Annotated in this window: 17 protein-coding genes and 1 tRNA gene; 7 read left to right on the top strand and 11 right to left on the bottom strand. The window is 58.3% G+C overall.

Annotated features, from left to right (window positions below; all coding sequences use genetic code 11):
• Window positions 1–451 precede the first annotated feature (451 nt).
• The gene (locus HMPREF2884_RS07955; protein WP_049354895.1) at window positions 452–1,378 is read left to right on the top strand and encodes a LysR family transcriptional regulator; all 927 of its coding nucleotides are present in this window, start codon (window positions 452–454) and stop codon (window positions 1,376–1,378) included.
• A gap of 180 nt (window positions 1,379–1,558) precedes the next feature.
• On the opposite strand, the gene HMPREF2884_RS07960 is transcribed toward HMPREF2884_RS07955, so the two are convergent.
• The 3 genes from HMPREF2884_RS07960 to HMPREF2884_RS07970 all read right to left on the bottom strand — a co-directional run bounded on the left by HMPREF2884_RS07960 (window position 1,559) and on the right by HMPREF2884_RS07970 (window position 4,959).
• A complete protein-coding gene (locus tag HMPREF2884_RS07960; protein ID WP_070616619.1) occupies window positions 1,559–2,362 on the bottom strand; it encodes a transcriptional initiation protein Tat in 804 nt (267 codons plus the stop codon).
• An 11-nt stretch (window positions 2,363–2,373) separates the two neighbouring features.
• Window positions 2,374–3,750 (bottom strand): hypothetical protein, encoded by a 1,377-nt coding sequence (locus HMPREF2884_RS07965; protein ID WP_005506593.1) that lies wholly within the window; start codon window positions 3,748–3,750, stop codon window positions 2,374–2,376.
• Window positions 3,751–4,011: 261 nt separating this feature from the next.
• Complete coding sequence (locus HMPREF2884_RS07970; protein ID WP_070616621.1) at window positions 4,012–4,959, bottom strand: sugar-binding transcriptional regulator; 948 nt, start codon at window positions 4,957–4,959, stop codon at window positions 4,012–4,014.
• A 122-nt stretch (window positions 4,960–5,081) separates the two neighbouring features.
• On the opposite strand from HMPREF2884_RS07970, the gene HMPREF2884_RS07975 reads away from it, so the two are divergent.
• From HMPREF2884_RS07975 to HMPREF2884_RS07990, 4 genes are all read left to right on the top strand, one after another.
• Window positions 5,082–6,827 (top strand): glycerol-3-phosphate dehydrogenase/oxidase, encoded by a 1,746-nt coding sequence (locus HMPREF2884_RS07975; protein WP_049354899.1) that lies wholly within the window; start codon window positions 5,082–5,084, stop codon window positions 6,825–6,827.
• A gap of 346 nt (window positions 6,828–7,173) precedes the next feature.
• Window positions 7,174–7,971: an MIP/aquaporin family protein gene (locus HMPREF2884_RS07980; RefSeq protein WP_005507711.1), complete on the top strand. Its 798-nt coding sequence runs from the start codon at window positions 7,174–7,176 to the stop codon at window positions 7,969–7,971.
• Between the two features lie 42 nt (window positions 7,972–8,013).
• Complete coding sequence (glpK, locus tag HMPREF2884_RS07985) at window positions 8,014–9,570, top strand: glycerol kinase GlpK (protein WP_070616624.1); 1,557 nt, start codon at window positions 8,014–8,016, stop codon at window positions 9,568–9,570.
• A gap of 667 nt (window positions 9,571–10,237) precedes the next feature.
• Complete coding sequence (locus tag HMPREF2884_RS07990) at window positions 10,238–10,543, top strand: N-acyl-D-glutamate deacylase (RefSeq protein WP_246827951.1); 306 nt, start codon at window positions 10,238–10,240, stop codon at window positions 10,541–10,543.
• 94 nt (window positions 10,544–10,637) lie between these two features.
• On the opposite strand, the gene HMPREF2884_RS07995 is transcribed toward HMPREF2884_RS07990, so the two are convergent.
• Complete coding sequence (locus HMPREF2884_RS07995) at window positions 10,638–11,255, bottom strand: hypothetical protein (RefSeq protein WP_070616628.1); 618 nt, start codon at window positions 11,253–11,255, stop codon at window positions 10,638–10,640.
• 337 nt (window positions 11,256–11,592) lie between these two features.
• Here HMPREF2884_RS07995 and HMPREF2884_RS08000 point away from each other — a divergent pair, with 337 nt between their 5' ends.
• Both HMPREF2884_RS08000 and HMPREF2884_RS08005 read left to right on the top strand, forming a co-directional pair.
• The gene (locus HMPREF2884_RS08000) at window positions 11,593–12,204 is read left to right on the top strand and encodes a methylated-DNA--[protein]-cysteine S-methyltransferase (protein WP_070600458.1); all 612 of its coding nucleotides are present in this window, start codon (window positions 11,593–11,595) and stop codon (window positions 12,202–12,204) included.
• A gap of 215 nt (window positions 12,205–12,419) precedes the next feature.
• On the top strand, window positions 12,420–13,208 hold the full coding sequence (locus HMPREF2884_RS08005; protein WP_070600460.1) for a DNA-3-methyladenine glycosylase I: 789 nt from the start codon (window positions 12,420–12,422) through the stop codon (window positions 13,206–13,208).
• 121 nt (window positions 13,209–13,329) lie between these two features.
• On the opposite strand, the gene HMPREF2884_RS08010 is transcribed toward HMPREF2884_RS08005, so the two are convergent.
• The 7 genes from HMPREF2884_RS08010 to cmk form a co-directional block, all read right to left on the bottom strand.
• On the bottom strand, window positions 13,330–13,719 hold the full coding sequence (locus tag HMPREF2884_RS08010) for a DUF1304 domain-containing protein (RefSeq protein WP_070616630.1): 390 nt from the start codon (window positions 13,717–13,719) through the stop codon (window positions 13,330–13,332).
• A gap of 275 nt (window positions 13,720–13,994) precedes the next feature.
• The gene (locus HMPREF2884_RS08015) at window positions 13,995–15,617 is read right to left on the bottom strand and encodes an L-lactate permease (RefSeq protein WP_070616632.1); all 1,623 of its coding nucleotides are present in this window, start codon (window positions 15,615–15,617) and stop codon (window positions 13,995–13,997) included.
• A 577-nt stretch (window positions 15,618–16,194) separates the two neighbouring features.
• Entirely contained in the window at window positions 16,195–17,817 is a 1,623-nt protein-coding gene (locus HMPREF2884_RS08020) for an L-lactate permease (RefSeq protein WP_070616633.1), read from the bottom strand.
• A gap of 466 nt (window positions 17,818–18,283) precedes the next feature.
• Complete coding sequence (locus HMPREF2884_RS08025) at window positions 18,284–19,921, bottom strand: L-lactate permease (RefSeq protein WP_070616635.1); 1,638 nt, start codon at window positions 19,919–19,921, stop codon at window positions 18,284–18,286.
• Between the two features lie 580 nt (window positions 19,922–20,501).
• Window positions 20,502–20,575: transfer RNA gene (locus tag HMPREF2884_RS08030), tRNA-Pro, on the bottom strand.
• Between the two features lie 247 nt (window positions 20,576–20,822).
• Window positions 20,823–22,403 carry a ribosome biogenesis GTPase Der gene (der, locus tag HMPREF2884_RS08035; protein ID WP_049353025.1) on the bottom strand — a complete coding sequence of 527 codons (1,581 nt, stop codon included), beginning with the start codon at window positions 22,401–22,403 and terminating at the stop codon, window positions 20,823–20,825.
• A gap of 111 nt (window positions 22,404–22,514) precedes the next feature.
• Window positions 22,515–23,207: a (d)CMP kinase gene (gene cmk / locus HMPREF2884_RS09310; RefSeq protein ID WP_049358673.1), complete on the bottom strand. Its 693-nt coding sequence runs from the start codon at window positions 23,205–23,207 to the stop codon at window positions 22,515–22,517.
• Window positions 23,208–23,254 lie beyond the last annotated feature (47 nt).

Below are 23,254 nucleotides of genomic sequence, written 5' to 3' on the forward strand. Positions count from 1 at the left end.
ACCACAAAAGGGTAATAAATACCTCATTAGAAAAACTGAATGTTTTTTCCAAAATCCATTTAGTTTTTCTAAATGATTGTGCGGTGAGGTTTTCACCCCGCGCCCCCTCCGAACCTCCTGTTCGAAGAGACAAGGTGAAGTTTGTAGCGACATCGCTATCCATCTCTCTCAGGCTAGCACTTTCAGAAAGCAAATACCGAACCGATTTCGTAACAATCGAACACTTCAAAACCAGTCCCAAAAGCATCTTCGGCTCTAAGAATCATCACATTCAGCGCGAAAATACTCGCTACACAAGCCAACATGCCGGCACCCCACTTCAGGCGTCTCAAAAAGAGCCAGCCGGAAGCCCACGCGGTACCATAGACAAGAGTCCACGATGAGAGACGCACCACGGAAGAACTCAGAGGCACAATCTGCAGAACAACCGGGCGCGCCAGGGAGGAAACACATGTCAATCTACGACATCCGACGCATGCAAATGCTCCTCGAAATCCAAGAACGCGGCACCGTCATCGCTGCCGCAGAAGCGCTCAGCCTCACCCCCTCCGCCGTCTCCCAGCAGATTGCCACCCTCGAAAAAGAAACCGGCACCCCGCTTCTGCAGCGCATCGGCAGGCGCGTACAGCTCACCAGCGCCGGACTCATCATCGTCGACAGCGCCCGCAGCATCCTGCGCGAACTCGACCGCATGCAAACCTCCGTCGCCAACCTCACCGGCGAACCCGCAGGCATGGTCCGCCTCGCCATCTTCCAGTCCGCGGCCTTCGCACTGCTACCGGAAACCCTCAGCTACCTTGCCGAACACGCACCCTCACTCACCCTGCAAGTACTGCAAATCGACCCCGAAACCGGAACCTCCCTGACCCGAAGCCGCGAATACGACATGGTGCTCTCCGAAGCCTACCCGCACCACCACATCCCCGAATACCCCGAACTGCATTCCGAGCTACTCACCGAAGACCCGCTCAGCCTCATCGTGCCCAGCACCTCCACCATCACCTCGATTGAGGAAGCGCACGCACTGCCCTGGGTTCTCGAAATGGAACAGAACACCTCCCGCAGCTGGGCGCTCAACCAGTGCCGCACCGCAGGATTCGAGCCGGTCATCCGCTACAGCGCCAATGACATGATTACGAACTCCAACCTCGTCAAAGCAGGATTCGCCGTCACCATCGTGCCCGGTTTCATCCTCTCCTCCCTCTCCACCACCGAGGGGCTACGCATCGTGGAGCTGCCCGGCAAGCCCTGCCGCAAAATCTTTACCGCCGTACGCCGAGAGTCCGCCGCCAACCCCGCCATCGCCATGGTGCGCGAAGCACTGCACCACGCGGTGCAGGTGGCATTCGGCGAACACGACAGGAGCGAAACCGCATAAGAAAAATTAACTGCCAGCCATGCCGGCAGACTAGACAATGCAAAGGTCGGGGCCGTTCCCACGAACGACCCCGACCTTTCAACATACCTTTTTGAACAGGCGCCTATATATAAGGTATAAAAACACACAACGGAGCTACTCCCCCGCCGTGCCCATCCTTCACAGGAGCCAGCCCAACTGCTAGTTCAGCGAAGCAACCACAGCCGAGCTCTGCACCTCGTAGAACGAAGAGGACAAACCAGCCGCCGCCATATCCAGCACAGCGCTCACATGAACCTGCTTCAACGCAGAACCGGCAACACCCGAAGCCACCTGATAATTCAGCTGAATATCCAGGCGATGACCGCGAGGAATAGCAGTGCGCAACTCCAGAACGTTCTCGCTACCGGCACCAGCCTGACCGGTCTGCTCGCTACGGCGCACCGCATCAAGATTCAGAGCATCCACAGGAGCCACCAGGGCCGAAGCACCCAGGCTACCCGAAGGCAGCACCGCCTGACCCGAGGAAACACGAAGAGTCACCGCTGGCTTCAACAACAAACCAGTCTTCGGGTCCTGCGCGCGAGCACGCACCATCAGGCGAGTACCCACCGGCAGGGTCGAATTGCCCTCATTAATAATGCTCAGGCGAGTCGGCAGGTTCCGGAAAGCAACAGTACGCGCCGGCTGACTCTGCAAAGGCACAGCCTGCACACCGTTAGCAGCCTTCAACTCCAGGCGGATGCACGACTCGTTATAGCGCATCGGAACCTGCACCAGCGCAGAACTCGCCGCGCCGCCGTGCTGTCCACCGCCGCGCTGACCGCGCTGCCCGCCACGCTGTCCGCCAGGACGCTGGGTCACGGGGGTCACGCGAGCGCGCTTACCGCCCGAACGAGTTGCCGCCTCCGCAGCGCTCACGCCGCCAGCCACCAGGGCAGCCGAAGCGCCCGCAACCTTCAACGCGGTACGGCGAGAAGCGTTCATCAGATTATTCTTAGTCATTTTCTACTCCCCTAAGCCTTCGCGATACGGTACACGCCGCTAATCGTGCCCTGCCACCAGGTGCCGTAACGATCAATCGTGCCCACCATCTGCAGAGTGTCACCACCGCCAAGCAGCAGGCTCACATGCTGAGGCAGGCGCTGCTCGTGCATCGTCTTACCGGTTTCCATGTCCAGCGCGACAGCCCACGCGTAGGCGCCATTCGCCAAACCAGCCGGGCCTCGGCGACGCTCACAGGTGTAAATCAGACCGTCAGCGGTGGAATAGCGAGGAACAGCCGAAGAGTACACGTCCTTACGGTCCCAAATCTTACGCAGACCGCGGTCGGTAATATCCCAACGCTCCATACCGGGAGCAAAAAGCGCATTCGCAGGAACCGACGGGCCGGCACCCTCCGGGTACTTCGGGTAGGGGTAGCCGTAGGTGCTTGCGCCGACCATCGTGTTACCCACACCGATCATGGAGTTCTCAGTGCCAGAGGTACCGGCAGTAAACAGGCCGGCGCTACCGACCTTCGCGCCGTTATCGGTGCGGTACACAATGACCGACTCCTGAATATCAGAGTTATCGGTCAGCATCACGTAATCCGAACCGTTCGGGCCAAAGAACGTCGGGGAGGCACCGGAACCCCACGCGAGCTTACCCGGCTTGCGGGCGCTACCGCGGTCGTACGCATGCCACCATTTGAGGGTGGGCGCGCCGGTTGCAGTAGCGTTCAGCATATAAATAGCGTGAGAAGTCACCACGCTCACGCCCTGCGGGCACGCCGAAATCGAGTTATCAATACGCTCACCCGCAATCGACGCCTTATTCAGGCGCATCGAGCGAATCGTGCCGCGGGCAGAATCAATCACCGCGATGTAGCCGTTCTTCGTCGCAACCCAAATGCGACCGGACCAGTCGGGCACCAGACCAACCACAGCGTCATTGGCACTCTGGGCGAGCATGCGGCTCAGGTCAATACGCTCATCAACTCGGATGCTGCGTCCGTCAGCAGAGTGGGAGAGGCGCAGCAGGCACTGAGAGCCATCCACCAGAACCATGCGGTCCTGCGCGTCAAGGTAGGCGTACACGCCACCGAGCAGTGCACCCTTCGGGATGTCCAGGTGGGAGAGCTCGCGGCCGGTATGCGGATCAAGAATAGAGAGCTTCGGGGTAATGAACTCGCCGTGGGCGAAGACCTGGGTGCAGAGCACCTGAATGAAGCCGTCGCGTCCGGCAAGAATCGTCGGGCAGGCGCCGCCAAGCTTTGTGCCGGTAATCTTCCAGTCGCCAGCGCCGGGGCCGGCAAGAGGAGTAGCGTCAGAGGACTGGGCATCACCGTGCATCGTGGTGATGCCGGGAGCGCCCAGGTGCGGATTCGCCTGGGCGTTATAGGTGGGGGTCATGGTTGGTTCTTTCTAACGGTGAGTGGCGCACACCTTCATTGGATTCAACGGAGTGCACTAATATGCATTTTTACATGCGCAAACGTTTCACATTGTAGGGTCAGAAAGCAGTTTTTGACGACACTAAAGGGCACCTTGAAACATTGTTCAGGCGACGCTTGAGAGCTTCACCAGGAAAACTCTCAGCACTACCCTTTCAGATTCAAGGTGCCCCTTTAACCCATCGCCACAGACTCTCGCACTCGAGGCGATAATTTATAGCTATTTCTCCATGAGCGCCTTTGCCAGAGCATCATCAAGAACCAAGTCAGTAATCGCACCCGTACGCAACGCGCCGCGCAAAGCACGCACACGGTGAGTACCGGACGCAACGCAAATACGGCGCGGAATACGAGCCAGCTCCTTCGGAGTCGGACCGGACGCACGCTTATTCAACTCAAGATCAGCCCACGAGCCGTCCTCACGCAGAAGAATCGTGCACATATCCCCCACAACGCCCAGCTCACGCAACTGACGCTGCTCCTGCACCTCAAAATAGCCGCCCGAGTACACGTGAGAAGGAATAGGCCCGCCAAAAGCACCCACGCCAAAAATAGCAAGGTCAACATTCTGCTGGGCATGCAGATTCTTCTGCACGCTACGCTCACGCCACATGGCGGTCTTCGTCTCCGCATAGTCAAAGAACGCGGGAACCGGAAAATGGATAGTCTGCGCATCATAGGCATTCACCAACTGCCCCAGCAAGGAACCCAGGTACGGAATGCCCGAATGGTGCGCGTTACCGGCACCATTCAGCTGAACCACCGTCACGCCCTTCAGAGGGCGGCGCGGCAGATGACGAGAAATCTCAGTCATCGTTGAACCCCACGCCACACCCAGGCTCGTTCCATTATCAATCAGGGAATCAAGTAGAGCCGCCGCAGTACGGGATACCTGACTCATACGGGCAATAGGGGTGGCGTCCGAACGGACATTCACGAGAGTAACGCGCACCTTATAGCGCTCGCCGATGCGGCGCTCAAGCTCGCTGCGGGCACGGAAGGAATCATCCAGACGGATCTGCACCATGCCGCTCTCACGAGCACTTTTAAGCAGACGCGACACCGTGGCTCGAGAAACCCCCAGACGAGCCGCGATAGCATCCATCGTCATGTTGTGGATGTAGTACAGCTGCGCCGCCTCGTAAGTGTGGTTAGCGCGTTCGTTCATCGACCCCAGACCCCCAGTGAAAATCCGTTCAAACTACTTGGTTATTATTTCACCATTGGGTTTTACTATTTGCAAGATGAAACCCCACGCCGCGCACGCGGCACGACAAGAAAGAGCACTACATGAGCTCCCAGCACATTGCACAGCAGTCCCAGCTGACCGCTGAGTCCCGCGCCAAGGCACTCAAGAGCATGGTCAACGAAGAACTCGACATCCTGGTTGTGGGCGGCGGCATTACCGGTGCAGGTATTGCCCTCGACGCAGCAACCCGCGGTCTGCGCACCGGTATCGTCGAAGCAGGTGACTGGGCTGCAGGCACCAGTGCATGGTCCTCCAAGCTCGTTCACGGCGGCCTGCGCTACCTCTACAACCTCGACTTCAAGCTCGTGACCGAAGCTCTCACCGAGCGCGGCCTGCTGCTGAACAAGATTGCACCCCACCTCGTGCACGCACAGCCCTTCCTGTGGCCCCTGAAGATGCCCGTCATCGAGCGCGCATACTCCGCAATCGGCATCGGCATGTACGACACCCTGGCATTCCTCGGCTCCCGCGGCAACAAGGGCGTCCCCTCCCAGCGTCACTTCACCAAGGCCGGCACCAAGACCGTCTTCCCCGATATCAAGGACTCCGCATTCAGCGGCGCAATCCAGTTCTACGACGCACGCGTTGACGACGCACGCCTCGTCATCGACGTCGTCCGCACCGCTGCAAGCTACGGCGCACTGGCTGCATCCCGCACCCAGGTTGTCGGCTTCACCAAGGACGCATCCGGCCGCGTCATCGGCGCAGAGCTGGCAGACCTGGAGACCGGCGAGCGCCTGAACGTGCGCGCAAAGCACGTCATCAACGCAACCGGCGTGTGGACCGAAGAGTCCGAATCCCTGGCTAACCCCGAGGGTGGCCTGGAGGTTCTGGCATCCAAGGGTATCCACATCGTGGTTCCCCGCGACCGCATCAACGCAACCAGCGGTATCTTCACCAAGACCGAGAAGTCCGTTCTCTTCATCATCCCCTGGCAGCGTTACTGGATCATCGGTACCACCGACACCCCCTACACCGAGGACCGCGAGCGCCCCGTCGCAACCAGCAAGGACATCGACTACGTCCTGATGCAGGCGAACAAGCTGATCGCTAACCCGCTGACCCGCGAAGACATCATCGGCACCTACACCGGCCTGCGCCCGCTGCTGCAGCCCAAGGTCAAGGACGGCGCAGCATCCACCAAGGTTTCCCGCGAGCACACCGTGACCGAGGTTGCACCCGGCATGAGCGCCATCGCAGGCGGCAAGCTCACCACCTACCGTGTCATGGCTGCCGACGCTGTCGACTTCGCGCTGGGCGAGCAGGCTAAGCAGAACCCCTCCGTAACCGCAACCATCGGCCTGGTCGGTGCAGACGGCTACCACGCAATCGCTGCTAACCGTGCACGCTACGCAGAGCGTTACGGCTGGGATGAGGACCGTATCACCCACCTGCTCGAGCGTTACGGCGCGCAGATTGAGGACCTCGGCGCTCTCATCGACGCTGACCCCTCCCTCGGTGCTCCCCTGGCTAAGGCACCCCAGTTCCTGCGTGCAGACGTCGTCTTCGCTGTCCGCTACGAAGGTGCACTGCACCTGGAGGACGTTCTGGTCCGCCGCGTACGCCTCGACCTTGAGCAGCGCGACCGCGGCCTGGCAGCAGCAGACGAGATCCTCGACATCCTGCGTGCCGAGCTCGGCTGGGACGACAAGAAGGTCAAGGAGGAACTCGACCTCTACACCGCACGCGTACAGGCTATCCGCGAGGCAGAGTCCACTTCCACCGACGCTGAGGCATCGGCAAAGATTGAGGCTGTCACCCCCGTGGCACCCCGCGTAAAGCTCTAATCCTTAGAGATTCCACGCACCTTTCGTGACCGGTTATCCGGTACGAACCGACCGTTCGCCCCTCACCGAGCATGGGTTATCTCATATTTTCGGTGAGGGGTGGACGAGAGGTTAAATAACCGTTTACGATAATCCCCTGCATAAGAAGCAGCGAGCTAAATACAGGGTTAACCCACTGGTACGATCTGCTTCTCATCCAAAAACATCTATCAATTTTTCGTAGCAATCCGCTACACATTTCAGCACAGCGTTGTGCCCCCAAAACCGCATTGCGGGGAGGACGGCACAGGAACAAACAAGCATCGGTTCGCTTGCCTTCCAGACGCTTCGTCTTCAAGGAGCATCAATGTCTCTTCTTGCTTCCGCAGGAACTGTACTTGCAGCCGGCTCATCCGCACTCGTGGATGCATCCGGTGCCCCCACCACTCTTGGTTTTGTACTTTCCGAGTTCTTCGGCACCTTCATCCTGATTCTGCTCGGTGCCGGCGTATGCGCCGCAGTGACCCTCAAGAAGTCCTATGCTAAGGACGCAGGCTGGGTTGTTATCACCTTCGGTTGGGGTCTGGCAGTGTTCACCGCCGTATACCTCTCCTTCCACTCCGGTGCACATCTGAGCCCCGCTGTGACCGTTGGCCTGGCAACTGCAGGCCGCGACCTGGCAACTGGCGTTCCCGCAACCCCGCTGAACATCACCCTGTACATCGTCGCTCAGATGCTCGGCGCAATGGCTGGTGCAACCGCAGCCTACCTGACTTACAAGAAGCACTTCGATGAGGACCCGGGGGACCGCCTCGGCATCTTCGCAACCGGCCCCGCTATCAAGTCCTACGGCTGGAACTTGCTCACCGAGATTATCGGCACCTTCGTCCTGATTGGCTGGATCATCGCATCCGGTAAGACCCCCGCCCAGATTGGCCCCTTGGCTGTTGCCCTGGTCGTTGTTTCTATCGGTATGAGCCTTGGTGGCGCAACCGGTTACGCTATCAACCCCGCCCGTGACCTCGGCCCCCGTATCGCCTACACCTTCCTGCCCATCCCCGGTAAGACCGGTTCCAACTGGTCTTACGCTTGGGTTCCGGTTGTTGGCCCGATCATCGGCGCTATCCTCGCAGGCCTGATCGTTCCGGCAGTTCTGCCCCTCTAAACCTCTCTAATACCCCCGTTCTTTTGTTCTAAGGAAAAATCAATGACGACTTCTCTGCACTCCGCAACCCTCAACGTCGAGCGCAAGTACATCCTCTCCATTGACCAGGGCACGACGAGCTCCCGCGCGATCCTGTTCAACAAGGCGGGCGAGAACGTAGCGCACGGTCAGCTCGAGCACGAGCAGATCTTCCCCAAGGCAGGCTGGGTCGAGCACAACGCAACCGAAATTTGGCAGAACGTCCGTAAGGTCGTAGCAACCGCTATGGCAAACGGCGAAGTCAACCACCACGAAATCGCTGCAGTCGGCATCACCAACCAGCGTGAAACCACCGTCGTATGGGACAAGAACACCGGCGAGCCCGTCTACAACGCAATCGTCTGGCAGGACACCCGCACCCAGGAAATCGTTGAAGAGCTCGCAGGCGAAGAGGGCGTTGGCAAGTACCACGACATCGTCGGCCTGAACCTCTCCACCTACTTCTCCGGCCCCAAGATCAAGTGGATCCTGGACAACGTTGAAGGCGCACGCGAGCGCGCAGAACGCGGCGACCTGCTCTTCGGCAACACCGACACCTGGCTGGTCTGGAACCTGACCGGTGGTGTTGACGGCGGCGTGCACGTCACCGACGTAACCAACGCATCCCGCACCCTGCTGATGAACATCCGCACCCTCGAATGGGATCCGCAGATTGCTGCAGATATGGGTATCCCCATGAGCATGCTGCCCGAGATCAAGTCCTCCTCCGAGGTGTACGGCTTCGGCCGCGCGACCGGTCTGCTCGCAGGCACCCCTATCGCGGGTATCCTCGGCGACCAGCAGGCTGCAACCTTCGGTCAGGCTTGCTTCGAGAAGGGCATGGCGAAGAACACCTACGGTACCGGTAACTTCATGCTCATGAACACCGGCAATGAGCCTGTCTTCTCCAACAATGGTCTGCTGACCACCGTCGCATACAAGATTGGCGATGCAGCACCCGTCTACGCTCTGGAAGGCTCGGTCGCAATGAGCGGCTCCCTGATCCAGTGGCTGCGCGACAACCTGCGCATGATTGAGCACGCTGCAGAGTCTGAGGAACTGGCTACCTCCGTCAAGGACTCCGGCGGCTGCTACGTTGTTCCCGCATTCTCCGGCCTGTTCGCGCCTCACTGGCGTTCCGACGCTCGCGGCGTCATCGTTGGTCTGACCCGCTACGTGAACCGTGCACACATCGTGCGTGCGGCGCTGGAAGCAACCGCATTCCAGACCCGTGAAGTTCTGGACGCAATGAACGCTGACTCCGGTGTTGAGCTCTCCGAGCTGCGCGTGGACGGCGGCATGACCGCTAACGAGTTCCTAATGCAGTTCCAGGCTGACATCCTCGGCGTTCCCGTGATCCGCCCGAAGGTTGTTGAGACCACCGCTCTGGGCGCAGCATACGCTGCAGGTATCGCTGTTGGTTTCTGGACCGGCGAGCAGGACGTTGTGGACAACTGGGTTGAAGACAAGCGTTGGCTGCCCTCCATGGAGCCTGCAGAGGTCGACCGCCAGTACCGCCTGTGGAAGAAGGCTGTCTCCCGCACCCTCGAGTGGGTTGACGAGGACGTTCCGACCGCCTAATCGCAGCACCCGTTGCCTAACGGCACGGCCCGCGTACTAGCGACGCCCCGGCTGCTTCTCCCCCGCTATGGGGTTGAAGTAGCCGGGGCTTTTCGCTGTTTTATGACGCTCAATTCAGCGTTTATTGCGGCGTAATTTCTACAAAAATTAGTGCTGGGGGTACCGTTGGTTTTTGTAAATTTGGTATCTTCCGCCGATCACCTGGCGCGGTGTTGTTCGTGAGGTGTCAGTACCGCACAGGACGCGTACGCGACATATTCATGCGCTGTCCTGACAGGAGTTGACGGTTCGCGCTGATACTTTATTTACGTTCCCGTCCGCCGTGGTGCTTCCCGTACCGCGGCGGACGGACTTTTATCTCTTGTTACTGGGTTCTCTGCGTTAACGATGAGTGGGGTTCGCTTTTCGTGTTGCAGATCTCGCTGTAAAAATCACTGGTTTTATGCCCCTTGTTGAGATACCCGTTCACATGTTGTGTGGGTTTGGTCTAACGGCGCTTGTTTGCCTTTGATGTCCACTTCAAGCGCCGTATCATAGATATATAGGCTTATGATTCTATTCTGACCACCGAAGATGGCGGTTAGTTACGCATCTGGCACCTTCCGGTGGTCGTGAGAACGGAGAGAGGCTCCGTTGGAAGGAGGGAGCGGGTTTTCCCGCACCGATTATGGTTGATGTCCGTCGCCGCAAGCTTGCAATTATTGCTATGAACGTTTCGGTTCTTGCAGCTGCTCTCTCCTGGCTGTTGGTGCTCTTCTCTGTTATGTATTCTGCCGCCGCTGTGCCGTGGGCTCTGGGCATTGCTATCGTGCTGACGGTGATTGGCGCCTACGCACTGTACCGCTACTACTCCAAGTACTCGCACGTGCTCCCGAACGAGGACCCGGACGCGCACGATGTGCTCGGTCACGACCTGCACTCGACTCACCTGCCGCATCTGCACCACGCCGAGGGCAACGCTGACGGAGCGTAACTCTGACATGGCAGCCGCTAAGTAGCGAGCTCCTCATCCCCTAGACAGCATAAATGTGCCGCCTCACTGATACCGGTGAGGCGGCACATTTACTTTAAGATTGCGGTTCAGAGTCCGGTACTGCAACCATGTCTGAACGGTTTGAGTCAGTACTTTGACGCGTTTCAGCTTCGGCTCTGGCTAGTTCTATCTTTTTGTTCTTTTCGACGATCAGAGCGTTATATTTCCAGCCGGGGATTCGTTCAAAAAGCCACCCAACCCAGAGAAGCGCAGCGGTAATGAGAGCGACAGGAATCAGAAAAATGAGGGCTCTCGGGTCGCGGGTGTGGTCTGAGGTGCTCCCCGCGGTGAGCTCCCACAGCGCAAGGATTGGTACCGCCATTATAGGCATCACCATAAAAAGGATGATGGCATAGTAAATGCCCATCATGCTACCGGGCCTACCTCTATTCATACGAGCCTGGGTAACGGCTCTCTTCAGGCGTTTGTATTCCTGCAAGGTTTCGCCGTCTAGAAGCGAAGCGTTTGGGATCTTGGCCATGACATACTGTACGGCTTCGAAATCTGAGGGCGAGCAAATAAAGATATGTCTCTGGGACGTAACGGTATATTCTTTCGCGATGTCGAGGCACACCTGCGCGTAACGGTTATTGAGTTCTCGGCTCTCCGGGTTTTCCTTGAGTTGCCGGCGGATGTCTTTCAGGTCTTCCATGTTTCTCCTTGCAATTTCAGTCGTCGTTGAGCCCATCGTTGAGGCACGAGAAACACAGGCCATCCCCTACCCGCTGCGGGGTGGAGAAGCCGGAGTATTGAATTGCGGTGTATCGGTGTGTACTTCACAGAATGCCAGCTCTTCAGGTTCAGGCAAAATTGACGGGGCATCCTGAGATGCTTCAACGGCGGTGCATACATCTCATATATAGCGGTCAGTTATAGACAAAACCCACTACGGGTACGGTACGGAGGCACCCCTCCCCTATGATGGTTGAAAGGGATATTTACCTCTAATACCATCTGCAATACACGCCCACGAACCAACGAGGAAGAGCATGACCAAAGCGACCGATTCGCCGCAGCCGCCGGAAGCGCTCGCGCGCTGGTACACGCGCTACGCAAGCCCCGTGGGCACTCTCTACATCGCCGCCCGCGCGGATGCGGTTGTCGGCATCTGGTACGAGGACCAGGCGCATTTTCCGCTCCCTCATGAGCTTGGTGGACTGATTGAGAATCCTGACGCCTACCTGCGGGATCACAGCGCTACTGAAGGTGAAGAGCCTACCGGCAAGTATGCTGCGGCACAGCTGCTGTCGCGTGCTGCGGCAGAGCTCTCCGAGTATTTTGAGCGCAAGCGCACTTCTTTTACGTTGCCGCTAGATCCTGAGGGCACCGATTTTCAGCTGATTGTGTGGGAGCACCTGAAGACTGTTCCTGCCGGGTACACCACCACTTACGGTGAGATTTCGCGTGCGGTTGGCCCCGGTGCTCCGGCGCAGGCTGTGGGGCAGGCGGTCGGCCGCAATAAGGTTTCTATTATGATTCCGTGTCACCGCGTTATTGGTGCTGACGGTAGTTTGACCGGCTACGCTGGCGGTGTTGAGCGTAAGCAGTTCCTCCTCGATTTGGAGGAGCCGGAAGAGGTGCGGGAGGCGCGGCTCTTCTAGCGATGTCACCCGGCAGTGATTGAGACTTATCAGAGGGCGGAGCGTGCATCGGATGCAGGCTCCGCCCTCTGTCGTACCTGTTTTCGGTTTCGTTGCTCTGCACCACGACACATAATCGAATATACTTGCGATTTACTCACGCTAGGGCTAGTGTTTAAGTAGAACATGCTTCCGAAATACTCGGATGAGCACAGCAATCTCATAGAGGAGAAACCGTGACCTCGCAACCTACTATTCCCGCCAACCCCCTCGAAAACACCCCGAGCTACCCCACATGGGTGGCCGATAAGCTTCTGCGCGACTACTACGACGCCGAATGGGGCATGCCCGTCACCGATGAGCGGGGACTCTTCGAAGCCCTGAGCCTCGAAGCTTTTCAGGTGGGCCTCTCCTGGCGCACGATTCTTGCCCGCCGTGAGGCATTTCGTCGCGCTTTCGAAGGGTTCAATCCCGAACGCGTGGCCGCGTTCACCGACCAGGATGTTGCGCGACTCCTCCAGGACGAAGAGATTATCCGTAACGAGCGGAAGATTCGCGCGGTCATCTCCAATGCACAGCTGACCCTTCGGATGCGTGAGCTTGCCGCCACGCCGCATGACGCGTCCGCGGAGGATGTTCATCTTCCTCTTATCACCCACTCTTCTACCCCACCCAATACGGATAGCGTTGAGGCGCCGAATGCCCGCCGCCGTCGAGTTCGTACGCTCCGCGATGAAGATCTTAACCGGATGCGCGAGCGCACCCTATCCGACGGCACGCGTGTACCGGGCGGGTTGTCGGCGTGGCTGTGGTCCTTCGCGCCGCACGAGACTATCGTGCCGCATACCCTGGAGGATATTCCGACAGATACACCCGAGTCTGCGCTTCTTGCCAAATCTTTTAAAGCTCTAGGAGGTGTGTTCTTGGGTCCGGTGACCGCCTATGCGCTTATGTGTGCGGTCGGTATGGTCGACGCTCACCTGGTGGGTTCGCATCGGCGAGGCTGTTCGGGGCTCTTCACCTAAGCTCCCCTCGCTTGGCGTACTCGCGTCCAAGGGCGCAGAAAAGCCGCGTGTTACTTCAGTGGAGTAAGCACGCGGCTTCTATACGTTGAGAGGTTCCGCTCTGAATTAGATTGTCACAGGGTTAGATCATCACGAAGAGGAAAATCAGCGCCAGCAGCGGCGGGGTCAGCTGAATCAGTGCCGGCTTACGCTTATTCGGGGAGGTGAGGAACAGGTAGACACCGGCAATCGCCATGGAGCCCAGGCCTGCGAACATGAGTGCCACACCCACCTGCGGGGAGCCGAACCAGAAAGCGAGCAGACCGGTTGCGGCGATCCAGGCGAGCATCAGGTTGTACAGGCCCTGGTTTGCTGCCATCTCCTTGGTGGACTCGGCGAATTCTTCGGTCATTCCGAAGGTTTCGCGACCCTTGGGCTTAGTCCAGAGGAAGGATTCGATAATCCAGATGTACACGTGAATAGCGATTGCTACGAAGGCAAAAACGGTGGTGACCGTTGCGAGTGCCTGCATTGTTTCTCCTTGAGTAGTAGGTCATCTGTTAGCCGTGTGTCTCACGCAGCGGGCGAGAGAGTAACGCACAGATAACAGCCGGGCAGCCTCTCCTGTGCACGTCTCCGGTGTGTGGGCACAAACACTAATTCTACTCCTGCCGGGTGGATTATCCGCATCGTATGACATTGGGTACCTCAGATACGGCGAACGCCCGCCGCGACATGACCTCGCAACGAGCGTTCTGCGTATCTCTCCGGTTCTTCCTCGAAGACAGGAAAAGTCGCTTAAAAAGCCTAGTGCACGATGAGCGTGAGCAGGTACGTCCAAATGCACAGCAGTACCAGCAGGAAGAGACTGTACTTGATGGTTATGGAGGTAACCTTCGACTCCTGCCCTGCCTCGTTCACGGCGGCAACCGCCACCGCAATCGACTGCGGGGACACAATCTTGCCCATCACACCACCGGAGGTATTGGCCGCAACCAGCATGGCGGGGTCTACACCAATCTGATGCGCGGTGCTTGCCTGCAGACCGGCGAAGAGCACGTTGTTGTTGGTCACCGAACCGGTCACAAACACACCGACCCAGCCGATTACGGGCGAGAAGAGCGGGAAGAGCGCACCGGCTGTAGCTACCGCCAGAGCGATGGAGGAGGTCATGCCCGCGTAGTTCATGAGGTTTGCTACGGACATGACCAGGCAAATCATGTAGATGGGCTTCTTCAACTGCTGCCATGCGCCGTTAAGCTCCTGCAGAGTCTCACGGACGGTAATTTTCGAGGTGAATGCAGAGAGCAGAGCCGCCACCAAAATGGCGGTACCCGCCGCACCCAGGATGTTCCAGTTGAAGACCGCGTGGATAGCGAGACCTTCACCGTCGCCAATCTGATGGTGGATACCGGGCACGTGGAAGCTCAGGTTTGCAAAGCCCAGGGCTCCGTTATGGTCAAAGACGGGGCGCAGCACGGTGGACCAGAGCAGGATGGTGATGGAAAGGAAGATGAAGGGGCTCCAGGCGCTCGCAACTTCGCGCAGGCTGTACGTCGGTTCGTCCTGCGCGGAGAGCTCTTCCAGAGTCGGTGCGGTGGGCTCGCGATAGATGTTCTTGGGCTGCCAGAAACGCATCACGACTGCCAGGAACACCAGGCCGACAAGGGGCGGCAAAATGCCGATGAGCTCGGGGTCCTGCAGGACCCACAGCATGATGCTCTGCAGGCCAGAAATCACGATACCGGTTGCGAGCGTTACTAAGCCTACCTCACGGATGCCGCGCAGACCGTCCTGAATAGCTACCACGAGCACGGGTACGAGGGCCGCGAAGATCTGCAGGACCCAAACCATCTGGTTGGATAGGTGCCCCAGGTCTACGTTACCGATAGCGGCACCGGTGGTCACAGGAATACCGACCGCACCGTAGGCGCCCACGGTGGCGTTAGCGACCAGGGAAAGCATAGCGGCTTTGAGGGGGTTGAAGCCCAAGGCAACCAGTAGCGCTACAGAAATAGCAATCGGGATGCCGAAGCCCGCCGCACCCTCAATAAACCCGGCAAAGCAGAGGGCGATGAGTAGCACCTGGATGCGCTGGTCCGCTGAGATTGAGGAGACAGAGGACCTCACGATGGCGAATTTTCCGCTGCGCACCGCGATGCGGTAGAGCCACACTGCCATGAGCACAATCCATGCAATAGGCCATAGTGCCGAGAGGAATCCGTAGAAAATAGAACCTGCGGCTGCTGTCCAGGGCAGGTGGAAGACTCCGAGTGCGATGCACAGGGTCAGGGCTAGGGTGATTAGCGCTGATTTGATGCCGCTGAGTTTGAAAACCGTGAGGCAGAGTAGAAAAAGAATAATGGGGGATGCTGCTACAAGTGCAGAGAGCACCGGGGAGTTGAGGGGATCGTAGGTCTGCGACCACATGAGAGTGGTATGTCCTTCCTCGCCGCAGGGTGTACCTACAGCGGTTTGGATGCCGCTGTAGGGTGCGTCCGCCTGCCCTTATGGGGTAGTACGAGGCGTAGCCTCACGACGCATCTACCGCTGAGGGTCCCTGAACGTGAAAGGCGTAGCAACATCATGTGTCTGTGTTGTAGCCTTGGCTGAAGGCAGGGGGCGCGGGGAAGGATATTTCCACGATGCGGGGCGTTGGTTCTCTCGTTGGAGGCCTCGAAGCTAAAAGTTCCTTAGCTCGTGCTCTCGCCTACGGCGCCAATGCCCACTGAGAACTGTATCACTGCGGCAGGTGGGCCCTTTGCTAGGTACTGGGCGCTTTTACAGTATGAAACGCTAGTTAAGAGTCATTACGATTTAATCCTTGTCGGTAGTTATTTTCTCCGGCTAGACCCTTTTCTACTACCCGACCTAAATCTATACGGCGGCAGGTAAGAATGAAGCCCCCTCCCCGACCGCACGGGTCGAGAAGGGGGCTTTGCATCAGAATCATCAGGGGTTCAGCGTCATGCCGCTATCTGCCCTGGTGTGAGGCTCACGAATGGCTTTAGCCAGCCATGAGCGAGAGGGCGAAGGACCAGACGCAGACCAGGCCCAGCAGAATAGCGCTGTACTTGATGGACATGGAGGTAATCTTCGATTCCTCGCCTGCGCTGTTCACAGCCGCCGCCGCAATCGCGATGGACTGCGGGGAGACAATCTTACCCATCACGCCACCGGCGGTGTTTGCGGCAACAAGCAGGGTCGGGTCAACAGCGATCTGGGCTGCGGTGGTGGACTGCAGGCCCGCGAAGAGCACGTTAGCATTGGTCACGGAGCCGGTCACGAACACGCCAATCCAACCGATGATCGGGGACAGCAGCGGGAAGACCGGGCCGGCTGCCGCGAGCGCCAGAGCGATGGAGGTGGTCATACCGGCATAGTTCATGACGTTTGCGACGGACATGACCAGGCAGATCATGAGGATCGGCATCTTCAGCTGGTTCCAGGTACCGCCGAGTTCTTCGAAGGCTTCGCCCCAGCTGATATTCGAGGTCAGGATGGTGATGAGTGCCGCCACCAGAATTGCGGTGCCGGATGCGCCCAGCGTGTTCCAGGAGAACATCGCGGTCACGGTCTTGCCGGCACCGGTGGTGATGGCTTCGTGAATGCCGGGGATGGGGAACGCCAGGGTTGCAGCACCGAGCAGGCCGTTGGTTGCGAAAATCGGCTTCAGGGCAGTGGACCAGAGCAGGATGGTTGCGGAGAGGAAGATGAAGGGGCTCCACGCCTTAACGATCTCGCCACCGGTGTGCTTGACGTTCTGCTGAGCCTGGGCTTCTTCGAGGCTGGGTGCGGTGGGTTCACGGTAGATGTGCTTGGGCTGCCACTTCTGCATCACGAGCGCCAGTGCTACCAGGGACAGCAGCGGCGGGATGATGTCGACCAGTTCGGGCGAGCCGAGCAGCATCAGGATAGCTGCCTGACCGCCGGAGAAGATGATGCCGGTCATGAGTGCGACCAGGCCGACTTCGCGGATGCCGCGCATACCGTCCTGGATTGCGACCATCAGCAGCGGCACGAAAGCGACGAAGATCTGCAGTACCGGAACCATGCCTGCGGACAGGTGTGCGGTGTCCAGGCCGCCGACCTTAGCTGCGGTGGTCACGGGGATACCGATAGCACCGTATGCGCCGGATGCGGCGTTAGCTACCAGCGCCAGCATGGATGCTTTGAGAGGGTTGAAGCCCAGGGATACCAGCAGTGCAGCAGAGATAGCGATCGGGATGCCGAAGCCTGCCGCGCCTTCGATGAAGCCACCGAAGCAGAAGGCAATCAGCAGCACCTGGATGCGCTGGTCGTTCGAGATGGAGGAGACGGAGGAGCGCACGATGTCGAAGTTACCGGCGCGTACGGCGATGCGGTAGAGCCACACAGCCATGAGCACGATCCAGCCGATGGGCCATGCGCCCGAGAGGAAGCCGGAGAGGATGGAACCGGCACCTGCGGTGATGGGCAGGCCGAAGATGGCACAACCGATGATGAGGGTGGTGACGAGGGTCAGTAGTGCTGATTTGAGGCCGCTGAGTTTCAGGACGGTCAGGCCCAGCAGGAAGAGGATGATGGGCACTGCGGCAACCAGCGCGGAGAGCACCGGTGAGTTCAGCGGGTCGTAGGTTTGCTGCCACATTGGGGCGGGTGTTCCTTTCGGTCTGTGTGTATTAGCGGTCGCTTCTTCCGGTACGGCGTCTGCGCTGTATGGAAGCGTTTGGGCCGCATAAAAACCGATGGGCCCGATCCTTGCGTCGTGGATGGGCCCATCGGTGAAGCGTGATGGTCTTGAGCTTCTGACTGCCTGGTGATTTGCCGCGGCGATACACCCTAGCGAGACGGTGGTGAACGAAGTCTTTCCCACTCACTAGGTGCTCATGACTTTATCTGTTTAAGCTAACAGGTCTCTCCCAAGACTTCAGGATAGGATGACCTTAAGTGTGCACAAATGAAACTTATATGCATATTTACACCTCCCCCAGCCCACAAATACAGAAACGCGAAAGCCCCCTCCTACCGAAGTAGAAGGGGGCTTTCGCTAAACCGTGTCGCGGTACCTCACCTTTCAGGGAAGGCAGGTTACACGCATCGGAGCTTCACGCTGTTTAGGAAACAACCAGGGACAGAACGTAACTCCAAACACAGGTGATAGCCAGCAGGATTGCGCTGTACTTGATTGCCATGGAGGTAATCTTGGATTCCTCGCCGGCGCTGTTTACTGCAGCAGCTGCAATTGCAATGGACTGCGGGGAAACAATCTTCGCCATCACACCACCGGCGGTGTTAGATGCAATCAGCAGGGTCTGGCTGACACCAATCTGATGTGCGGTGGTAGCCTGCAGGCCAGCGAAGAGGATGTTGCTGTTCACCACAGAGCCGGTCACGAACACGCCGATCCAACCGATGATCGGGGACAGCAGCGGGAAGATTGCGCCCACAGCGGCAACAGCCAGTGCGATGGAGGTAATCATACCCGCGTAGTTCATGACGTTAGCAACGGACATGACCAGGCAGATCATGATGATCGGGGTCTGCAGCTGCTTCCAGGTTGCACCGAGTTCCTCGATAGCCTCGCCCCAGCTGATGGAGGAGGTCAGGATGGTGATGATTGCAGCCACCAGAATTGCGGTACCGGAAGCACCAATGATGTTCCAGGTGTAGGTCACGTCAATTGCCTTGGGGGTTGCAACGATCGGTGCGGTCTGCTGGATGGTCTGGTGCAGCCACGGAACGGGGAAGGTGATGTTACTGAAGGCCAGCAGACCCCCCTTAGCAAAGAGCGGCTTCATCGCGGTGGACCAGAGCAGAATCACGACGGACAGGTAGACGAAGGGGCTCCATGCCTTGAGGATTTCGCCACCGGTGTGCTTGACGCTCTGCTGAGCCTCAACCTCTTCCAGGGAGGGAGCGGTGGGCTCACGGAAGATGTTCTTGGGCTGCCACTTCTGCATGATGAGTGCCAGGGCAATCAGAGCCAGCAGCGGCGGGATGATGTCGACGAGCTCGGGGTTACCGAGGCCTGCGAGCAGGACAGACTGGCCGCCAGAGTAAATCAGACCAACAATCAGTGCTACCAGACCGACTTCGCGGATACCGCGCAGACCGTCCTGAATAGCAACAAGCAGTACGGGGATGAGAGCCGCCATGATCTGGATAACCAGGACCATTTCGATGGACAGTGCATGCAGGTCCACGCCGCCGCGGGTTGCTGCGGTGGTCACGGGGATACCGATAGCGCCGTATGCACCGGAGCTCACGTTAGCAATCAGTGCGAACATTGCGGCCTTGAGCGGGTTGAAGCCCAGGGACACGAGCAGTGCAGCACAGATAGCAATCGGGATACCGAAGCCTGCAGCGCCTTCAAGGAAGCCGCCGAAGCAGAATGCGATCAACAGCATCTGGATGCGCTGGTCGGTAGAGATGGAGGAGATGGAGGAGCGAACAATTTCGAAGCCGCCGGAACGCACAGAAATGCGGTAGAGCCACACTGCCATGAGCACGATCCAGCCGATGGGCCACATGCCCGAGAGGAAGCCGTAGAGGATGGAGCCTGCACCGGCAGTGATGGGCATACCGAAGATAGCGCAACCGATGACCAGTGCAATGACGAGGGAGATAACGGCAGATTTAATACCGCTGAGCTTCAGGACGGTGAGGCCCAGAAGGAAGAAAATAATCGGGACTGCTGCCACGAGTGCGGAGAGTGCGCTCGAGTTCAGCGGGTCGTAGACTTGCTGCCACATAGTGTATTGCGTTCCTTTCCACGCCCGGAGGGGCGGGATCGAGTTGTGCCGTAAAGCCTACCCAATGGTGCGCGTGGCGGTGTGTGTGCCGTGTGCATAAGGCCTGGCTCCCTGTCGTCTTGTGCGTTGGGGAGGCTATCCCACCGGGATATTTGCCTTCACTTGGGTTCGTGTTGGTTTTGCGGCTATGAAATTCAGTGTGTATGAAGTCGTGTTTTAGTCACAGAAACCTAAATATTCCTTGATTTGTCAAGGGAAATTCAGTGCCAAAGCTAAAATTTCTGACCGCTAAAACGCGATTCCTTGTGTACCCAATGTACCACTGAACACCCACAAAATCGGGCATATTCCAACATTTAGATCGAAGCTCATAATTGCAACCTAACCTAAAGCCCCACCGCTTTACAGGTGCAATGCCGGCCCCTCCCCCGCCATCCCAAGGAAGAGAGCGCACTTCGGTGCTTCCAGCCGTGTTTTTGGCGCCGACTCCCGTATTTCCCCGTCCAAGCAAGCAAAACAAAAACCACTAAACGGCAGACAAAAAAGCTCCGGAAGGAAAAACCTTCCGGAGCTTTATCTGTCGGGTTGACAGGATTTGAACCTGCGACCCCTTGACCCCCAGTCAAGTGCGCTACCAAGCTGCGCCACAACCCGATTCGTTATTCACGATATTGTTTTCAAGGTTTCCCCTGAACACTCGAATAACTATACCGGGCTTTTAACCCCCGCGCAAGCCAGAATCCCCATTTTTAGAAAAAATCTTAAAAATCTTTTCCTCACGGATTTTCCTCGCAGATTTTCCGCACAGAATCCAGCGCGGGGGCCAACCCTAACAAGGGGCCAAGCCAGCCTAGCAAGGGGCCAGCCCAGCAACACGGCATCAGGCAGACACACCCCGCTACTAACGGCGGCCGCCCTTACCCTTCTTAGCCTTCGCGCTCTGACGCTCACCCAGGGAGCGGCGCTCACGCACACGCATCGAAATCTCAATCGGAGTACCCGTGAAATCAAAAGTCTCACGCAGACGACGCATAATGAAGCGACGGTAACCCGGATCCAAGAAACCGGTAGTAAAGAGCACGAACTTCGGCGGGCGCGAAGACACCTGAGTACCGAAGAGAATACGCGGCTGCTTACCACCACGCAGCGGGTGCGGATGCGCGGCCACAATCTCGCCCAGGAACGCGTTCAGGCGACCGGTCGGAATACGCGAATCCCACGACTCCAGCGAGTGCTCCAGAGCGGGCACCAGCTTGTCCTTGTGCCAGCCGGTCTTCGCCGAAATGTTCACGCGAGGCGCCCACTGCACGTGGGCCAGGTCGCGCTCAATCTCGCGCTCAAGCATGTAGCGGCGATCCTCATCGAGGGTATCCCACTTATTGAATGCCAGGACCATCGCACGACCCGAATCAATCACGGTCTGCACGATACGCACGTCCTGCTCAGAGATCGGCTCGGAAACATCCAGCAGCACCACGGCAACCTCAGAGCGCTCCAGAGCAGTCTGAGTACGCAGCGAAGAGTAGAACTCCGCACCCTTAGCCATATGCTGGCGACGGCGAATACCCGCGGTATCCACAAAACGCCAAGGGTAGCCGCCCAGCTCAATAATCTCGTCAATCGGGTCACGAGTCGTACCAGCCAGGTCATTCACCACGGCACGCTCAGAACCAGCCAGCTTATTCAGCAGCGACGACTTACCCACGTTCGGGCGACCCACCAGAGCCACACGACGCGGGCCACCCAGCGCCTCCGGCTGAGCAAACTGCGAGTGCTCCGGCATGACCTCAAGGATCTCGTCCAGAGCATCCGCCAGGCCACGACCGTGCAGACCCGACACCGGGAACGGCTGACCCATACCCAGCGACCAGAGGTTATAAATCTCCGGCTCCAGGTGAGCGTCGTCAATCTTGTTAGCAATCAGAATGATCGGCTTCTTCACGCGGCGCAGCATACGCACAATCTGCTCGTCCGAAGCGGTCACACCCACGCGGGCATCCACCACCAGGACCACAACGTCGGCCTGCTCCACAGCGATCTCAGCCTGCTCAGCAACCTGAGCATCAATACCGCGAGCGTCAGACTCCCAACCACCGGTATCAACCAGGGTGAAGCTCTTACCCAGCCACTCAGCCTTATAGGACACGCGGTCACGAGTCACACCCGGCTTATCCTCAACCACCGCTTCACGGCGGCCCAGAATACGGTTAATGATGGTCGACTTACCCACGTTCGGGCGGCCAACAATCGCCACTACCGGATCAGCAAGCTGCTCTTCCTCATCCTCAATGTCGAAGCCCCAGGCACCCAGCAGGGCGCGGTCCTCTTCATCCAGGTCGTAGTCCTCAAGACCCTCAAGAAGAGCCTGAGCACGCTGATCAGCGGTCTCATCATCAATCTCAGCGAGGCGCTCGATAACGTCGTCCTCGCCACCGCCCAGGTACTTATCTTCGTAATCGTCGCGGATAGCGTCCTCAGCCATGCGCATTCCTTTCTCTACCCGCCCCACGCCCAACCCGAGGGTCAGCACGCGAGCGCGGCTCAACGTCTTATCGGGAGCGGATGCACCACTCCCCCAGCGTTTCGGCGGGGCCTAGCCCGCGCGCTTCGCCTTCAACTGGTCATTCACAGCGTTAATCACTGCAGAGACCGTCGCATTAAAATCAAGATCCGAGCTGTCCACCAGGGTCACACCCTCGGCAGCTTCCATAAAGTTATTGACCTTCGAATCCTTCGCATCACGCTCAGCGATCTGCTTGCTCAAGTCACCCGAAGCGCCGGACTTCTCGGAGTTCTCCAGGCCGCGGCGCGCCATGCGCACCTCTTCAGAAGCAGTCAGCAGGATGCGCGCATCAGCGTCGGGGGCAACTACGGTGGTGATGTCGCGACCCTCAGCGACCATGCCGTTAATAGCGTGGTTAATCATCCAGCGCTGCAGGCCAATCAGGTGCTCACGAACCGCCGGAACCGAAGCCACAGCAGAAACGGCCGAAGAAATGCGCTCGCTACGAATCTCCTCACGGATATCGGTCGAGCCCATCAGAATCTCTTCTTCCTTAATGTTCGTACCGAACACCAGGGGCATCTCCTCGACAGCCTTCGCGATCGCCTCAGCGTCGTTCAGGTCAATGCCAAGTTCCAGCACACGGTAGGTTGCGGCACGGTACATTGCACCGGTGTCCAGGTACGCCAGGCCAAAGTGGCGTGCAACTTCCTTCGACACAGACGACTTACCGGAACCGGAGGGACCGTCAATAGCAATCGTCAGTTTAGGGTTCTCGTGCATCAGCACTCCTTCAAATTCGTCTCAAACTTTATGCCGGAAAATACAGC

It is taken from the genome of Rothia sp. HMSC073B08, assembly GCF_001812975.1.
Lineage (GTDB): Bacteria > Actinomycetota > Actinomycetes > Actinomycetales > Micrococcaceae > Rothia > Rothia mucilaginosa.

Bases quoted from the DNA above. Each gene is read 5' to 3' on its own strand.
- HMPREF2884_RS07955 (WP_049354895.1), top strand. From the start codon at position 452: ATGTCAATCTACGACATCCGACGCATGCAAATGCTCCTCGAAATCCAA.
- HMPREF2884_RS07960 (WP_070616619.1), bottom strand. From the start codon at position 2,362: ATGACTAAGAATAATCTGATGAACGCTTCTCGCCGTACCGCGTTGAAG.
- HMPREF2884_RS07965 (WP_005506593.1), bottom strand. From the start codon at position 3,750: ATGACCCCCACCTATAACGCCCAGGCGAATCCGCACCTGGGCGCTCCC.
- HMPREF2884_RS07970 (WP_070616621.1), bottom strand. From the start codon at position 4,959: ATGAACGAACGCGCTAACCACACTTACGAGGCGGCGCAGCTGTACTAC.
- HMPREF2884_RS07975 (WP_049354899.1), top strand. From the start codon at position 5,082: ATGAGCTCCCAGCACATTGCACAGCAGTCCCAGCTGACCGCTGAGTCC.
- HMPREF2884_RS07980 (WP_005507711.1), top strand. From the start codon at position 7,174: ATGTCTCTTCTTGCTTCCGCAGGAACTGTACTTGCAGCCGGCTCATCC.
- glpK (WP_070616624.1), top strand. From the start codon at position 8,014: ATGACGACTTCTCTGCACTCCGCAACCCTCAACGTCGAGCGCAAGTAC.
- HMPREF2884_RS07990 (WP_246827951.1), top strand. From the start codon at position 10,238: ATGGTTGATGTCCGTCGCCGCAAGCTTGCAATTATTGCTATGAACGTT.
- HMPREF2884_RS07995 (WP_070616628.1), bottom strand. From the start codon at position 11,255: ATGGAAGACCTGAAAGACATCCGCCGGCAACTCAAGGAAAACCCGGAG.
- HMPREF2884_RS08000 (WP_070600458.1), top strand. From the start codon at position 11,593: ATGACCAAAGCGACCGATTCGCCGCAGCCGCCGGAAGCGCTCGCGCGC.
- HMPREF2884_RS08010 (WP_070616630.1), bottom strand. From the start codon at position 13,719: ATGCAGGCACTCGCAACGGTCACCACCGTTTTTGCCTTCGTAGCAATC.
- HMPREF2884_RS08015 (WP_070616632.1), bottom strand. From the start codon at position 15,617: ATGTGGTCGCAGACCTACGATCCCCTCAACTCCCCGGTGCTCTCTGCA.
- HMPREF2884_RS08020 (WP_070616633.1), bottom strand. From the start codon at position 17,817: ATGTGGCAGCAAACCTACGACCCGCTGAACTCACCGGTGCTCTCCGCG.
- HMPREF2884_RS08025 (WP_070616635.1), bottom strand. From the start codon at position 19,921: ATGTGGCAGCAAGTCTACGACCCGCTGAACTCGAGCGCACTCTCCGCA.
- der (WP_049353025.1), bottom strand. From the start codon at position 22,403: ATGGCTGAGGACGCTATCCGCGACGATTACGAAGATAAGTACCTGGGC.
- cmk (WP_049358673.1), bottom strand. From the start codon at position 23,207: ATGCACGAGAACCCTAAACTGACGATTGCTATTGACGGTCCCTCCGGT.